A 14,262-nucleotide genomic window follows, 5' to 3' on the forward strand; every position below is an offset into this window, starting at 1 on the left:
TTCCTTCTCAACCTCACGGGGTTGTGTTAAAGGTTCATTCAACTGTCCTCATTATGACCTATATCACGATGATTGTCAACAGTTATCTACGTAAATGTTCAATAATATTTTCTAGTACTTTTGGAATAGGTGATGAGAACTCTAAATACTCATTTGTTCTAGGATGTTTAAACCCTAAAACAGCTGCATGTAGAGCTTGACCATCAATATCTAACGTTTTACGTGGACCATATTTAGGATCACCAGCTAATGGGAATCCAATATACTTCATATGAACACGAATTTGATGCGTACGACCCGTTTCAAGCTGACATTCTACTAAAGTAAACTCCTCAAAGCGATCTAAAACTCTAAAATGAGTAACTGCTTCTTTACTATTTTCATCAGTAACTGTCATACTTTGACGATCACTCTTATCTCGTCCAATTGGTGCATCAATTGTGCCTTCCTCATGTGGAATAACACCATGTACAATTGCAATATATTTACGTACAGTCGTTTTTTCACGTAATTGCTCTGCAAGCTTTTCGTGAGCTACATCATTTTTGGCAACCATTAATAATCCTGAAGTATCTTTATCAATTCGATGAACAATACCAGGTCTTAATATACCGTTAATACCAGATAAATCTTTACAATGATACATTAGCGCATTGACTAAAGTACCCGTTTCATGACCTAATGCAGGATGCACAACCATACCACGTGGTTTATTTACAACGATTACATCAGAATCTTCGTAATAAATTTCAAGTGGGATATCTTCAGCTATCACTTCTAATGGCTTTGGATCAGGTACTGAAACTGATATTTCATCGCCCTGTTTTACTTTATAATTCCGTTTAATTTTATCACCGTTCACTAATACAAAATCTTCTTTTAACCATATTTGAACCTGCGATCTTGACCACTCATCATTTTGGGCCGAAATAAATGTATCGATTCTTTCTAAATGTTGATCCTCTTGAACTGTAAAAGCAAAAACTGTCATTTCTTAACTCCTCTTTTATCTTCCAATAAAGTAATAATAAATAATAAAATAACTCCTACACAAAGAGCTGAATCTGCGATATTAAATACTGGGAAATCATAATTGAAAATATAAACATGAATAAAATCAACTACTTCTTTTCTAAAGAAACGATCAATGAAATTACCGATTGCTCCTCCTAATACCAGTCCTAACGACAAACCTAGGAAACGATGTCCCTTTGCGTGCTTTTGAATAAAATAAATCACCGCTACTACAAAAACTAATGTGATTAAATAAAAGAATCCCATTTTACCTTGGAGCATTCCCCATGCTGCCCCGCGATTGCGATGTGAAGTTATGTAAAAGAAATTTTTAATAATTTCAATATTTTCTCCATAATACATCTTCTTTAAAACCGCAAGTTTTGTCAGCTGATCAATTAAAATGACAATTAATGCAATAATATATGCCATATTTATCCCCTACCTTATTAGATATCTCATAAAATTTTAGCATAGGGGAAACGTTTATACAATGAATAGTATTAGTAATGATTTCTCACAAAACTAAAATCCTCCAAGGTTCGACCTGTTGGAAGGATTTTTAACTTATCAATTGGGATAGGTTGCCCAGTTACTTCACAATAACCATACAATCCATTATCGATTTTTTGTAAAGCAATCTCAATATCATATAAGTCATTTTGCATATCTTCAACTAGCATAAGATGCTTATTTGTCTCTTCATAAATAGAATGATGATACTCGATTACCGAAGAGCTTATTGGTTCAGAAAATAAACGATGCAGCAATTCATTTTTAATTACTTCGAGCTCTTGTTTAATATAGAAAATTTCATTGCTCCTCATCTTCTTCACTCCCAATTATTAATGTACCGATACTTTTCCCTCAAATTGAAATTGATAATAGGTGAAACTTTTTCCTGTAAAGGAAATCGAAAAAGATATTTCCATTAATAAATGAAGTGCTAGTAAGATTTTCTTTTAAATTAAATGCTCGATCATAAAGGAGTGTTGTTTTTTACTTTTTTAAAGACTCATTTAGAATGAAGGATGAATTTGACAAAGAATATTTTTCTATCAATGAACAAAGATAAAGCTAATTGTGTTGAGATTAATTTTTAGGAGAATTTAAATTGAAAGGTAAACGTAGACTATTCATTTTATTTACTTTCATATTTGTTATTTTCTGCACTAGCGAGAAATACCCATGCCATAAAAAAGCTTATTCATATACGATAAAACAAAAAACTGAAGCTGTTGTACAAAGAAATAAACATACAAATCCATATGATTGGGTAGAAGGTAACAAATTCATCGCACATGGGTTAGGTGGTTTAGAAGGAAATAAACGAGTTACAAATAGTAAAGAAGCTTTAGAAAACAGTTACAAAAATGGTTATCGAATTGTAGAAGTAGATTTTGTTATTACAACAGACGGTCAATTAGTAGCAAGGCACGATTGGAAAGAATATATGTTTGCATTTTTAGGTCAACATGTCTCAACTGATAAACTTGGTAAACCATTGAATTTGAATGAATTTAGATCCCTAATGATTCATAAAAAATATCATCCACTTACGCTTGAAGAAATAGTAAGATTAATGAAAATCTACCCCGATCTTTATCTTGTAACTGATACAAAAAGTAATTCGAAAGATGAAGTCATAAAGGTTTTTTCTAATATCGTAAGTACAGTTAGTCAAATCGAACCTTCTGTTTTAGAACGAATCATTCCTCAATTATATACAATTGAAATGTATGACTTTATAAATAATATTTATCCATTTAAAAGTTATATTTTGACACTTTATCAAGGTAATATTACAAATGATGAAGCAATTGAATTCGTTAAAGACAAAGGAATAAAGGTTGTCACAATGCCAGTGACTTTGGTAAATACAGAATTTATTACTCGTTTAAGACAAATTAATGTTAGTGTTTATGTAAATACAATAAATGATAAATCTATTTATCATCACTATCAAATAATGGGAGTTCATGGGGTCTATTCTGATTATCTAATTCCGAATGAATACAGGACTGATTTTCTTTTTCCTCACGAATTCAAAACTAAAATAAATCCATAAGGTTAATAGATAGTCGAGAAGATAGGATAGGAAACCATCCAACAGATGGTTTCTATTTTATTTGATTAAATACACTTTAACAAATCCCTACTATAAAAAGAAAACCCACACAGGAATTAAATCCTAGTGTGGGTTTCCTTTTCTAGCTAACTCTTCCTACCAACAAATCAGTCTGTAAATTGCTGTGTCCAATAAGTTCCTACTTTACCTACACCAATTTGTTTAAAGTTAGCGCTCATAATATTCGCTCTATGTCCTGGTGAGTTCATCCAATCAGTCATAACTTCTTTAGCTGTCGTTTGCCCTTGTGCAATGTTTTCCCCTTTATAGCCACCTTTAAAGTCTAAAGTGGAATGATACATACTGTGTGCATTACTCATCGTATGAGACCAGTTTTGTTCTGTCCCGTTTAAATAGCTCGATACTGTTAGTGGCTTTAATCCGCCTTTACCACGCTCGATATTTACTAAATCTAAAAATTTGTTGTTCGATCGAAGCATTTGTACTTACACCCACATTTACAAATTTGTAAAACATTATTTATGGTTGAGGTAATCGACAAATAGATAAAAAGAGCCGAAAAAATTCGACTCTTTCATTAAGTGCCTCAGGCAACTCTTCTTTTTACATACCTTTTACAACACTTGCACAACGTAAGCATAATGTAGGATGAGCTTCATCTTTTCCTACTTCTTCAGTTACAACCCAACAACGTTCACATGTTTCACCACTAGCAGGTGTTACTACAATACTCAATGTATCGAATTTTTGTGCTGATTCAGGTGCTTGTTCGTTTTGATCTGCAACTTCTACATGAGAAACGATTAATAATTGTTTGAAGTCTTCATGAATTGAATTTAATAGCTCAGCTACTTCTGCATTTGGATAAATTGTTACTGCAGCAGTTAACGATTTACCGATTACTTTTTCGTTACGAGCTACTTCTAGGGCTTTTAATACATCATCACGTAAATCCATGAATTTTTCCCACTTAGCTTCTAAGCTTTGAGTGTCTCCAAAATCTTTAACATTTGGCATTTCAGTTAAGAAAATACTATCAACTGTTGTACCTGTCATATGAGACCAAACTTCTTCTGCTGTATGAGGTAAAATAGGTGCAACTAAACGAGTCAGTGCTTGTAATGACTCATGTAACACTGTTTGAATTGCTAAACGATCTTTATTTGATTTTGGCTCAATATATAAAACATCTTTAGATAGATCAAAATAGAATGAGCTTAATTCTGTCGTACAGAAGTTTTGAATTGTATGATAAACGTTTGCGAATTCGTATTTCTCATATGATTCACGAACAGTTTTAACTACATTGTTTAATTTAACTAACATATATTGATCTAATTCACGTAGTTCTTCATATTTTAAAGCATCTTGATCTGCGTTAAATCCATCTAAATTTCCTAATAAGAAACGGAAAGTATTTCGGATTTTGCGGTATACTTCAGCTACTTGCTTCATTAATGCATCTGAAATTCGTACATCTGATTGATAATCTACAGAAGCTACCCATAGACGTAAAATATCTGAACCATATTGATTCATAATTTTTGATGGTAAAACGATGTTACCGATTGATTTACTCATTTTACGACCTTCACCGTCTAAAACGAAACCATGGCTTACTACAGCTTTATAAGGTGCTTGACCTGTTACAGCAACACTAGTACTTAAAGATGAGTTAAACCAACCACGGTATTGGTCAGAGCCTTCTAGGTAAATATCTGCTGGGAAAGATAATTCTTCACGAGTATTTAGAACAGCTTGATGTGACGAACCACTATCGAACCATACATCCATGATATCTTTTTCTTTAGTAAATTTACCATTTGGTGAACTAGGATGTGTAAAGCCTTCTGGTAATAATTCTTTCGCTTCTTTTTCAAACCAAATATTTGAACCATGCTCTTTAAATAAGTTCGAAACGTGTTCAATTGTTTCTTCAGTAATAATTGCTTCTCCGTCTTCAGCATAAAATACTGGAATTGGTACTCCCCATACACGTTGACGTGAAATACACCAATCTCCACGATCACGAACCATGTTGAATAGACGAGTTTCTCCCCAATTTGGGAACCATTTAGTATCTTGAACAGCTTGCATTAATTGATCACGAATTGCTTCAATTGATGCGAACCATTGTGCTGTTGCACGGAAGATTATTGGTTTTTTCGTTCTCCAGTCATGTGGATATGAATGTGTAATGAATTGTAATTTTAATAAAGCACCTTTTTCTTCTAATGCATTTGTAATTTCTTTATTTGCTGCATCATAGAATAAACCTTCAAAACCAGGAGCTTCTTTAGTAAGTACGCCTTTTTCATCTACTGGACAAAGTACATCTAAACCATATTGTTGTCCAACACGGAAGTCATCTTCACCATGACCAGGAGCTGTATGAACACAACCCGTTCCAGCGTCAGTTGTTACATGATCCCCTAAAATTACGACTGAATTACGATCATATAAAGGATGTTTACATACGATGCCTTCAAGCTCAGAACCTTTGAATGACTTTTCAACTACTGCATCTTCCCAGCCTAATTCTGTTGCTACAGATTCTCTTAGTTCACTAGCAACGACAAATTTATCACCGTTTACAGCAACTACATCATAGCTTAATTCAGGATGTAAACATACAGCTAAGTTAGCTGGAATTGTCCAAGGTGTTGTTGTCCAAATAATGAACTTCTCTCCACCATTTAATACATCTTTACCATTTTCAACAGCAAATGCAACATAGATTGATGCAGAGCGCTTATCTTGGTATTCGATTTCTGCTTCTGCTAATGCTGATTCACTAGAAGGAGACCAATATACCGGTTTTAGACCTTTGTAGATTAACCCCTTAGTAGCCATTTTACCGAATACTTTAATTTGTTCAGCTTCATATTCTTTTTCAAGAGTAATATATGGGCGGTCCCAATCTCCTAAAATCCCTAAACGTTTGAATTGCTCTTTTTGGCGTTCTACTTGCTCGTAAGCATATTCCTCACAAAGTTTACGGAATTCTGCTACTGACATTTCTTTACGATTTACTTTTTTATTTGCTAAAGCTTGTTCAATTGGTAAACCATGAGTATCCCAACCTGGAACATAAGGAGAACGATATCCATTCATATTATAAAAACGAACAATGAAATCCTTTAGAACTTTATTAAGTGCATGTCCCATATGAAGGTCACCATTTGCATAAGGCGGTCCATCATGTAAAATAAATGATGGTTTTCCTTCGTTATGCTTTTGTACAGTTGCATAAAGATCTTTCTTGTTCCATTCGTCTTGAATTTGAGGCTCACGTTGAGGTAAATTTCCTCTCATTGGAAATTCAGTTTTTGGCATAAGTAACGTATCTTTGTATTCCATTTGCTTTCCTCCATTTTTAACTATTTCAAAGTTGTATCTAAAAGCTAGTTTATTAATATATTTCCTAATAGGTTTTACTAGCTTGTTTAGCATTTTAAATTCCACATTAACGCATTGTATCCATCTTACCCGCCTTTTATTAGTGGAATCATCTATTTATTAGAGCTTCAAATGCATTAATTTAATGCTTTTGTTTCAATTTGATGGATTTTAAATATGTAAAATAAATCGTTGATGAATACAAAAAAACCTTTCGCATCCCAAAAAAGGGACGAGAAAGGTTTCCCGTGGTACCACCCTAATTGACAACAAAAATTATTCTTTATTGTCCTCTTAGCATCCGTAACGTGAATGACACGTCTTTTCTTACTTAAGTTCAGAAAAGCACTCTAGGGTGATTTTCCTCCTAAATTCTAGATCAAGCTTACACTGTCCTTGACTCGCTAACTAGTTTTATAGAAGTACTCTTCCCTATCACCGATTTACTATTAATATCTAATAAATTATATGTAAAACTTTAGAAATCGTCAAGGCTTATGCGATTAGTTTGCAATTTCCTCTGTTTCTTTTTCATCTAAAATATGATCCCAATCTTCATGACCTAACATTTCTAATTGAGTTTCAATTGCCATTCTTAAACGTGTTCGGAAAACTTTTGATTGTTTTTTAAGTTCTTCAAACTCCATTGTGACTTTTCTAGATTTAATTAAAGCTTCATTGATAATACGATCAGCATTCTTTTCTGCTTCTTTAATAATCAATTTAGCTTCTTTCTGAGCACTACCTTTAACATCTTCAGCAGCTTCTTGGGCAATCAAAATCGACTTATTTAAAGTTTCTTCTATCGTAGAAAAATGCTTTAATCTTTCTTTCATATCAAGAATTTGTTCCTCTAACTGTTTCTTCTCACGAATAACTAATTCATAATCTTTAATAACTTGATCTAAAAACTCATTCACTTCGTCTTCGTCATAACCACGAAAACTTTTGCCAAATTCTTTATTATGAATATCAAGTGGTGTTAAAGGCAATTAAGCCACCTCCATGTATGTTCTTTATTAATAGGTTATAATAAATTTTCGACAGTTTCTACGTTTTTCCTTCTACAATTTCTGAGCTATTTTTTAATCCCGTAGTTTATCCGCCATTTTTCCTTTTTTGACAAGCCGTCAATCGATTGTAACATGCCTCTTCCAAAGCCTTTAACTGAGAATAAATCTCCTTCTTCACATATGAATGATGTAGAATCAATGATTCGCTGATTTACTTTTACATGCTCAGCTTTAATTAGCATTTGAGCTTTTTGCCTAGATATATTATAAAACTCACTTAATAAAACATCTAATCGTAATGACGATACAGTTCCATTACTAGTTTGCCAATTATCATCTGATTCAATCAACTCTTTAAATGAAATTCTCATTAATTTAATCGGCGACTTTCCTACAGAATTCAAGTTATTTTCTACAAAACTTGCAATTTCTTCTGCAACTATTAATTGGATTTTATCATTTTTTATTAAAATATCACCAAATTTCCCTCTAGTTATTCCTAATGACATTAATGTACCTAGTACTTGTCGATGTGATAATGTGTGAAATTTAGTTGCATAATTTAACTCAAATGCTTCTAAAGAATAATCTTCTTCTTCTGGTGTGTAGTAGCTTGGGTAAATAATTGCGCGTTTTCGTTCACTATCTAATCGTCCACCAAAAAACGCGACATGACAATCTACTTGGTTTCCAATAACTGATTGCAAAATCGCTTGTTCCCTTAAATCGAGAAAATCGGTTAACTTTATTGAATAGCGTTCGATTACTTGTTCTTTCCAACTTAGCACTTGGTCTACGAAAACATGTTCTTCTTTGCGATAGTGATCATAAATACTCATAAATGTGGTCCTCTTTTTCATTAAACTGTCATTATTAATTAAAAAAGAGAACCTGTTAGATTCTCTTTTTAGAAGAAACTTTGAATTTGTCTTATTCCGTCAATGGCAAAATTAAGCGCTATAAATGCTACAATTGGAGAAAAATCAAACATTCCAACAGTAGGTATTATTCGACGGAATGGCTCTAAATAAGGTTCTGCTAACATTCCGATAAATCTTCCAAAACCAGTTTGTCTAATTTGAGGAAACCACGAAAGAAGAATATGAATTATGATAATAATTCTATATAGCCCAATTAACTGTATTACTATATCTAATACAAAGTCCATTTAATTACCACCTTTTAATGGAATTGTCTTCCTCAAATAACATATCTGTAATTGTTCCAGAGATATCAATATTATCAGGTGTACAAATAAATGTATTCGTTCCTATTTTTTTAATATCTCCGCTTATCGCATAAACTGTACCACTTAAGAAATCAACAAAGCGTTTAGCTTGATCGATTTGCATTTGTTGTAAATTTATTACAACAGCTTTTTTAGCTCTCAAATGATCTGCAACATCTTGTGCTTCTGCATATTCACGAGGTTGCGCTAATACAACTTTTGACGTCAATGAAGCTCCTCCTGGTAAACTTACTAATTTTTGCTTTGATGCATTTCGATCATGATTAAAGTCCTCATGCGTATGTTTAGACGTTTGTTGTTGGTTTTGCTGCTGTTGTTGATGTTGCTGTTGTTCTTCGTATTCATAATCGTAATCATCTTCATATTCTTCTTCCATTGCAAAAAAGTTTCTTACTTTTCCAATAATACTCATCTCTTTATCTTCCCTTTCCTACTAAATCAGTACCGATTCTTATGAATGTAGCACCTTCTTCGATTGCTATTTCAAAATCATTAGACATACCCATTGATAATTCAGAACATGGAATATTAGTAATATGTAAATTTTGTACTTTTTCCTGTAATTGCTTTAATCCTTTGAAACTACTTCTTATCATACCTTCATCCTCAGTGAATGGCGCCATTGTCATTAACCCTACTACTTGGATTTTATCAAATTCAGAGAGTTGTCTAGCAAAATCAATCACATCACCTGGCGCTATACCATGCTTTGATTCTTCTCCTGATACATTTACCTGTAAAAAGCATTTTAATGGTACAGTTGCTCTTTTTTGGATCTCTTCTGCTAAAGATAAACGATCTAAGGAATGTAAGTAATCGATAGTATGTATGATATCTTTTACTTTTCTTGTTTGAAGAGAACCTATAAAGTGCCAAACAACGTCACTTTGAATTTGATCCTGTTTATCTTGCAGACCTTCAAAACGATTTTCTCCTAATTGATGAATCCCTGCAGCGATTGCTTCCTTAGCTACATCTGCACTCACTTGTTTCGTCACTGCAATTAGCGTAACTTCATCGTTTCGATTAGCTCTAGCCTTAGCCGCATTTATTTGTTCGCTAATGCGTTCATAATTTTGTTTGACTGTCATGATGTTATTTCCTCCAACCAATATAACTCATCATTCTTCCAGTTTTCCCACCATCTCTACGATGTGAAAAAAAAGTGTCCGGGTTACAGCTTGTACAATAATTTGTCATACTAATATTCTCTTCACTAATGCCCGATTTAATGAGTAATTGTTTGTTTGCTTCTTTTAAATTCAATTTAAATTTCCCGTTATGTAAAGTGGTTAAAATATTACCTGGTATATTTTGTTCAAAAGCATCATTAACTTTATTCATTACAAAATCATCCACTTCATAACAACAATCACCTATTGATGGACCTATTGCAACATGGATATTTTTAAGTTGTATATTTTCTTCAGTGATCCATTTTTCAATTAAACGACCGCCAATATTTTGTACTGTACCTTTCCATCCTGCATGTGCTAAACCAATAAATTTACTTGTTGGATCTAGAAAATATAATGGTACACAATCTGCATAGCAAGAAGTCAATAGTATATCTTCTTCGTTAGTATAAAAACCATCAGTAGTTGGTATGCCGCTTTCGTAATCAGTAACACCTTTACCACAATCGTTTTTTGTTACTTTTACAACGTTGTTTCCGTGGACTTGTTCCGAACAAACCCATTTCGTCGTTGAAAGTTTAAGTTTTTGCGCAAGGATTTCTCTATTTTCAACTACTACATCCTTTACGTCATTTACATGTAACCCAAGATTAAAAGAAGAGAAACAACCTTGGCTAACTCCATCATTTTTTGTTGTAAACCCTGCAATTAAATGTTTATATGAGTCTTCCCAAGGTTGAATCTTAAAAGTACCTTCAGTTGATTGAATAAAACTCTCTCTCATATTATTAAGACCTCACAAAACTATTTTAGTAAATATATATGTAAACCACTTAATGGTTTCCTATATTTTACCATAGATTTCACAATTTTGATTGTTTTTGAGCAAACACGCTTATTTTTTTATGTGAATTTTACCGGACTTTCTAGATTTTCTTCTAAATCTACAGTTGAACGGTATTTTACTAGAATGACATCTTCGCCAATCTTTACAATATCTTTCCAATAAATGATCATTTCTTCTTCTTTACTAAAAAAATTCAAACCTTTTCCCGGCTTTGTTAAAACAATCGAAGTAATTTTTCCATTCACCTGATCGATATCTAAATCAACAATATTACCTAGTTTCTTTCCATCAGCAACATTCACTACATCCTTAACTTGAAAATCTGAAATTCTGGCCATTTTACTTCACCATCCTTTTTATAAATATATGAGGTAAAGGCCAAACATCATGATAAATTTCAAATAAAAATGTGTTAGACAATGTTGTTTTTAGGCTCATTCATTGTCTAACACATTAATATCTTAAAATCAGTCTTCCAGCTTAACTAATTATTTAGTTATTGGATTATTGAGATTTTATTATTGATTGGAATAGTATTTTATTAAGTTATATTGCTAATTTTTCCTAAGAAAAAGATGTGTTTAAGATGTCTAGCTGAAGCTCCTAGCCCCTCGAGGTCATTAGTCGAAGCCCGATGAAAGTAAAAGGCAACTTTCCTCGGGCATTGACTTATGCTTGTTGGGGCTGAACAGTCGCCTCCGCTTTTCGTTATCCTTGAATATTTTTATTCATTTGTTTTATCGCTGATTTTTCGAGTCTTGAAACTTGTGCTTGTGAGATTCCTATTTCTTCTGCGACTTCCATTTGTGTTTTTCCTTGGAAAAATCTTTTACTAATAATCATTTTTTCGCGATCGTTTAATCGCTTCATTCCTTCACGTAGTGCTAGTTCTTCAACCCATTGCTCGTCCTTATTTTTATCATCACTTAGCTGATCCATTACAAAAATAGGATCTCCGCCATCATTATATATAGGTTCAAATAACGAAACTGGATCTTGAATTGCATCTAGTGCGAAAACGATTTCTTCATGTGTTACGCCTAATACTTCTGCAATTTGAACAGGAGTTGGTTCTTTTGAGTTCTCTGCTAATAAACGTTCTCTTACTTGTAATGCTTTATAAGCAATGTCTCTTAATGACCTAGACACTCTTATTGGGTTATTATCCCTTAAATATCTTCTAATTTCACCAATAATCATCGGTACAGCATACGTCGAAAATTTTACATTTTGGCTTAAATCAAAATTATCAATAGACTTCATAAGGCCAATACAACCTACTTGAAATAAGTCATCCACAAATTCTCCGCGATTATTAAAACGCTGAATTACACTGAGTACCAGTCGTAAGTTTCCATTTACGATCGTTTCTCTTGCGCTTCTGTCACCGCTTTGCATTGCATGAAATAACTTACGCATCTCATCATTCTTTAAAACTGGAAGCTTTGATGTATCTACACCGCAAATTTCTACTTTGTTTCGTGTCATGATGTTCCCTCCTACTTGGAGTTGCTGTACTATAGGTAAGTATCTCCTTCGGTGGAAAATTTATGCACGAAAAAAAATATACAAAAATAATAAATTTATGTTTAAAATGATTATTATTAATCGTCACGATCATCGCTAAAAAACCGATTAGAATATGAGTCTATACTCAATCTAATCGGTTTTTACTTTAAACCATTTTATTAAATTCTTTTCGAAGTCTTTTAATGATTCGTTTTTCTAATCTGGAAATATAAGACTGCGATATCCCAAGCATATCAGCTACATCTTTTTGTGTTTTTTCTTCGGTTCCATCTAGTCCAAATCGTAATTCCATTATTTGTTTTTCGCGATCATTTAATTGATCTAATGCCTTTGTTAATAATGACTTATCAACATTCGCTTCTAAATCCTTCGTTATTATATCTTCTTCAGTCCCTAATACGTCTGAAAGTAATAATTCATTTCCATCCCAATCGATGTTTAATGGTTCATCAAACGATACTTCAGAACGATTTTTATTGTTTCGGCGTAAATGCATCAATATTTCGTTTTCAATACATCTTGAAGCATAAGTTGCTAATTTAATTTTCTTTTCTGGATTAAAAGTATTTACAGCTTTTATGAGTCCAATTGTACCAATACTAATAAGGTCTTCGATATTAATGCCAGTATTTTCAAATTTTCTTGCGATATAAACAACTAATCTTAAATTTCTTTCAATTAATAATGATCTAGCCCCTAAATCTCCATTTGGAAGTTTCTGCAAAAGTTTTTCTTCTTCTTCTCTTGTCAATGGAGGTGGTAATGCTTCGCTTCCTCCAATATAGTAAACTTCATCTGCTTTCAAACCAAGTTTCACTAAGAGCTTATAAAGACCCAATTTAAGTTTTAAGAAAAATCGATTCATTTTCTACCTCCTATGCAATTTCATTAATTGTACCTTGCATCATTTTTGGATGAAGGATACATTCATATAAATTGTCTGATGACAAAGTAACATGACTCAATCCAACTAAAACCGATCTTGTTGAATACCATTTCCCATTGATTTTCAATTTTACAACTGTAGGTTTAATAGCGACGAGGAATTGATTACTTTGACCGATACTTTTGTAAGGTATATAGGTTCCTTGGAAGAAACTTAAAACGTCTAGTGCTTCAGTATTATGTAATGAACTTGCAGAATCTCTTACTAATTTCACTAACTCTGTTGGTAGGCCATAATCATTTGTTGAACAATCTAAAATGATGACTGGTTTCCTTGATAGAGGTTCATGAAGCGAATTCCCACTATCCATTAATCCTCTTATTTTGATCGAAGTATTGCGCCATACAATTTCCATTTCATACATTTCATTCAATTTCCATTTTGTAAACGAAATTTGATTAATTGATTTCCTTGCGTAAAGTATTACGATTGGTAACATACCAATTACAAAATACCAACTTACTGGATCACCGTAAAAAGATGTTTTCGTTAAATTGGAAGAATTAGTTGCAAATAAATAATGTAGGCCTAGCAATACACCACCTAATACGAATGTTGAAAAATAGAAGATACTCAATAACTGTAAAAATGTAATAATTCGTTGACGCCCGAATGCAGAAAATACGATGAAAAATGATAATAATATTTTCATAAAGGGTGAACCTACTACATATGCATATTGAGTAAACGTCATTAAAACAACGATGGACCCGAGTAATGCCCCTAACAGTGAACGAAAAATAGATACATTTCTTTTTAGAATTAAGCCTGTCAACTGAATAATCAAGAAGTCCATTAACAAGTTTAATAACCAAACAAGATCACCATATATCACCAATTTTGTTCGCCATCCTCTATAGAATATTCATTATATGTAAGTATAGGATGAGCACGGTAAGAAGTCTGTCAAAAAAAGGAATATTCATTGAAGAGTTTTTCGACAATAAAACTACGAAATCTTGTAGAACGGCCAGGTAAAATATAAAAATCTTCGCCATACTATCCCATATACACGTTCTTTCTCTTAAACCTGCCTGAT

Annotated in this window: 16 protein-coding genes and 1 other annotated feature; of the genes, 1 reads left to right on the top strand and 15 read right to left on the bottom strand. The window is 32.8% G+C overall.

The features are described from left to right. Window positions 1-82 precede the first annotated feature (82 nt). From ACFCYN_RS10620 to ACFCYN_RS10630, 3 genes are all read right to left on the bottom strand, one after another. Complete coding sequence (locus ACFCYN_RS10620; RefSeq protein ID WP_172445288.1) at window positions 83-991, bottom strand: RluA family pseudouridine synthase; 909 nt, start codon at window positions 989-991, stop codon at window positions 83-85. Then, the gene (lspA, locus tag ACFCYN_RS10625; RefSeq protein WP_172445289.1) at window positions 988-1,446 is read right to left on the bottom strand and encodes a signal peptidase II; all 459 of its coding nucleotides are present in this window, start codon (window positions 1,444-1,446) and stop codon (window positions 988-990) included. Before lspA ends, ACFCYN_RS10620 begins: the two co-directional genes overlap by 4 nt. Before the next feature lie 71 nt (window positions 1,447-1,517). Beyond that, window positions 1,518-1,841 carry a TraR/DksA family transcriptional regulator gene (locus tag ACFCYN_RS10630; protein WP_172445290.1) on the bottom strand — a complete coding sequence of 108 codons (324 nt, stop codon included), beginning with the start codon at window positions 1,839-1,841 and terminating at the stop codon, window positions 1,518-1,520. Window positions 1,842-2,128: 287 nt separating this feature from the next. Here ACFCYN_RS10630 and ACFCYN_RS10635 point away from each other — a divergent pair, with 287 nt between their 5' ends. Next, the gene (locus ACFCYN_RS10635; protein ID WP_375949198.1) at window positions 2,129-3,082 is read left to right on the top strand and encodes a phosphatidylinositol-specific phospholipase C/glycerophosphodiester phosphodiesterase family protein; all 954 of its coding nucleotides are present in this window, start codon (window positions 2,129-2,131) and stop codon (window positions 3,080-3,082) included. A gap of 167 nt (window positions 3,083-3,249) precedes the next feature. Here the strand turns inward: ACFCYN_RS10635 and ACFCYN_RS10640 are convergent, their stop codons facing one another. The 12 genes from ACFCYN_RS10640 to spoIIGA form a co-directional block, all read right to left on the bottom strand. Next, window positions 3,250-3,582 (bottom strand): CAP domain-containing protein, encoded by a 333-nt coding sequence (locus tag ACFCYN_RS10640; protein ID WP_375949200.1) that lies wholly within the window; start codon window positions 3,580-3,582, stop codon window positions 3,250-3,252. 124 nt (window positions 3,583-3,706) lie between these two features. Beyond that, window positions 3,707-6,463 (bottom strand): isoleucine--tRNA ligase, encoded by a 2,757-nt coding sequence (gene ileS, locus ACFCYN_RS10645; protein WP_375949202.1) that lies wholly within the window; start codon window positions 6,461-6,463, stop codon window positions 3,707-3,709. A 264-nt stretch (window positions 6,464-6,727) separates the two neighbouring features. Continuing rightward, window positions 6,728-6,950 (bottom strand) — a binding site (T-box leader). 55 nt (window positions 6,951-7,005) lie between these two features. Further along, a complete protein-coding gene (locus ACFCYN_RS10650) occupies window positions 7,006-7,494 on the bottom strand; it encodes a DivIVA domain-containing protein (protein WP_172445294.1) in 489 nt (162 codons plus the stop codon). An 86-nt stretch (window positions 7,495-7,580) separates the two neighbouring features. Further along, window positions 7,581-8,354, bottom strand: a complete 774-nt coding sequence (locus tag ACFCYN_RS10655) for a YlmH family RNA-binding protein (protein WP_172445295.1) — start codon at window positions 8,352-8,354, stop codon at window positions 7,581-7,583. 68 nt (window positions 8,355-8,422) lie between these two features. Beyond that, complete coding sequence (locus tag ACFCYN_RS10660; RefSeq protein ID WP_172445296.1) at window positions 8,423-8,683, bottom strand: YggT family protein; 261 nt, start codon at window positions 8,681-8,683, stop codon at window positions 8,423-8,425. A 4-nt stretch (window positions 8,684-8,687) separates the two neighbouring features. Further along, the gene (locus ACFCYN_RS10665; protein ID WP_375949205.1) at window positions 8,688-9,176 is read right to left on the bottom strand and encodes a cell division protein SepF; all 489 of its coding nucleotides are present in this window, start codon (window positions 9,174-9,176) and stop codon (window positions 8,688-8,690) included. Between the two features lie 4 nt (window positions 9,177-9,180). Next, window positions 9,181-9,855, bottom strand: coding sequence for a YggS family pyridoxal phosphate-dependent enzyme (locus ACFCYN_RS10670; protein WP_375949207.1), 675 nt, complete (start codon window positions 9,853-9,855; stop codon window positions 9,181-9,183). A gap of 4 nt (window positions 9,856-9,859) precedes the next feature. Continuing rightward, window positions 9,860-10,684 carry a peptidoglycan editing factor PgeF gene (pgeF, locus tag ACFCYN_RS10675; RefSeq protein ID WP_375949209.1) on the bottom strand — a complete coding sequence of 275 codons (825 nt, stop codon included), beginning with the start codon at window positions 10,682-10,684 and terminating at the stop codon, window positions 9,860-9,862. Window positions 10,685-10,803: 119 nt separating this feature from the next. Further along, on the bottom strand, window positions 10,804-11,085 hold the full coding sequence (locus tag ACFCYN_RS10680; RefSeq protein WP_098117626.1) for a YlmC/YmxH family sporulation protein: 282 nt from the start codon (window positions 11,083-11,085) through the stop codon (window positions 10,804-10,806). A 370-nt stretch (window positions 11,086-11,455) separates the two neighbouring features. Beyond that, a complete protein-coding gene (gene sigG, locus ACFCYN_RS10685) occupies window positions 11,456-12,235 on the bottom strand; it encodes an RNA polymerase sporulation sigma factor SigG (RefSeq protein ID WP_056471070.1) in 780 nt (259 codons plus the stop codon). Window positions 12,236-12,422: 187 nt separating this feature from the next. Next, window positions 12,423-13,142: an RNA polymerase sporulation sigma factor SigE gene (gene sigE / locus ACFCYN_RS10690; protein WP_172445300.1), complete on the bottom strand. Its 720-nt coding sequence runs from the start codon at window positions 13,140-13,142 to the stop codon at window positions 12,423-12,425. Window positions 13,143-13,152: 10 nt separating this feature from the next. Beyond that, window positions 13,153-14,058: a sigma-E processing peptidase SpoIIGA gene (gene spoIIGA / locus ACFCYN_RS10695; RefSeq protein WP_375949236.1), complete on the bottom strand. Its 906-nt coding sequence runs from the start codon at window positions 14,056-14,058 to the stop codon at window positions 13,153-13,155. Window positions 14,059-14,262: the final 204 nt, after the last annotated feature.

The organism is Gottfriedia sp. NPDC056225, assembly GCF_042267765.1.
In the GTDB taxonomy this organism is placed as follows: domain Bacteria; phylum Bacillota; class Bacilli; order Bacillales; family Bacillaceae_G; genus Gottfriedia.

Bases quoted from the DNA above. Each gene is read 5' to 3' on its own strand.
- ACFCYN_RS10620 (WP_172445288.1), bottom strand. From the start codon at position 991: ATGACAGTTTTTGCTTTTACAGTTCAAGAGGATCAACATTTAGAAAGA.
- lspA (WP_172445289.1), bottom strand. From the start codon at position 1,446: ATGGCATATATTATTGCATTAATTGTCATTTTAATTGATCAGCTGACA.
- ACFCYN_RS10630 (WP_172445290.1), bottom strand. From the start codon at position 1,841: ATGAGGAGCAATGAAATTTTCTATATTAAACAAGAGCTCGAAGTAATT.
- ACFCYN_RS10640 (WP_375949200.1), bottom strand. From the start codon at position 3,582: ATGCTTCGATCGAACAACAAATTTTTAGATTTAGTAAATATCGAGCGT.
- ileS (WP_375949202.1), bottom strand. From the start codon at position 6,463: ATGGAATACAAAGATACGTTACTTATGCCAAAAACTGAATTTCCAATG.
- ACFCYN_RS10655 (WP_172445295.1), bottom strand. From the start codon at position 8,354: ATGAGTATTTATGATCACTATCGCAAAGAAGAACATGTTTTCGTAGAC.
- ACFCYN_RS10660 (WP_172445296.1), bottom strand. From the start codon at position 8,683: ATGGACTTTGTATTAGATATAGTAATACAGTTAATTGGGCTATATAGA.
- ACFCYN_RS10665 (WP_375949205.1), bottom strand. From the start codon at position 9,176: ATGAGTATTATTGGAAAAGTAAGAAACTTTTTTGCAATGGAAGAAGAA.
- ACFCYN_RS10670 (WP_375949207.1), bottom strand. From the start codon at position 9,855: ATGACAGTCAAACAAAATTATGAACGCATTAGCGAACAAATAAATGCG.
- pgeF (WP_375949209.1), bottom strand. From the start codon at position 10,684: ATGAGAGAGAGTTTTATTCAATCAACTGAAGGTACTTTTAAGATTCAA.
- ACFCYN_RS10680 (WP_098117626.1), bottom strand. From the start codon at position 11,085: ATGGCCAGAATTTCAGATTTTCAAGTTAAGGATGTAGTGAATGTTGCT.
- sigG (WP_056471070.1), bottom strand. From the start codon at position 12,235: ATGACACGAAACAAAGTAGAAATTTGCGGTGTAGATACATCAAAGCTT.
- sigE (WP_172445300.1), bottom strand. From the start codon at position 13,142: ATGAATCGATTTTTCTTAAAACTTAAATTGGGTCTTTATAAGCTCTTA.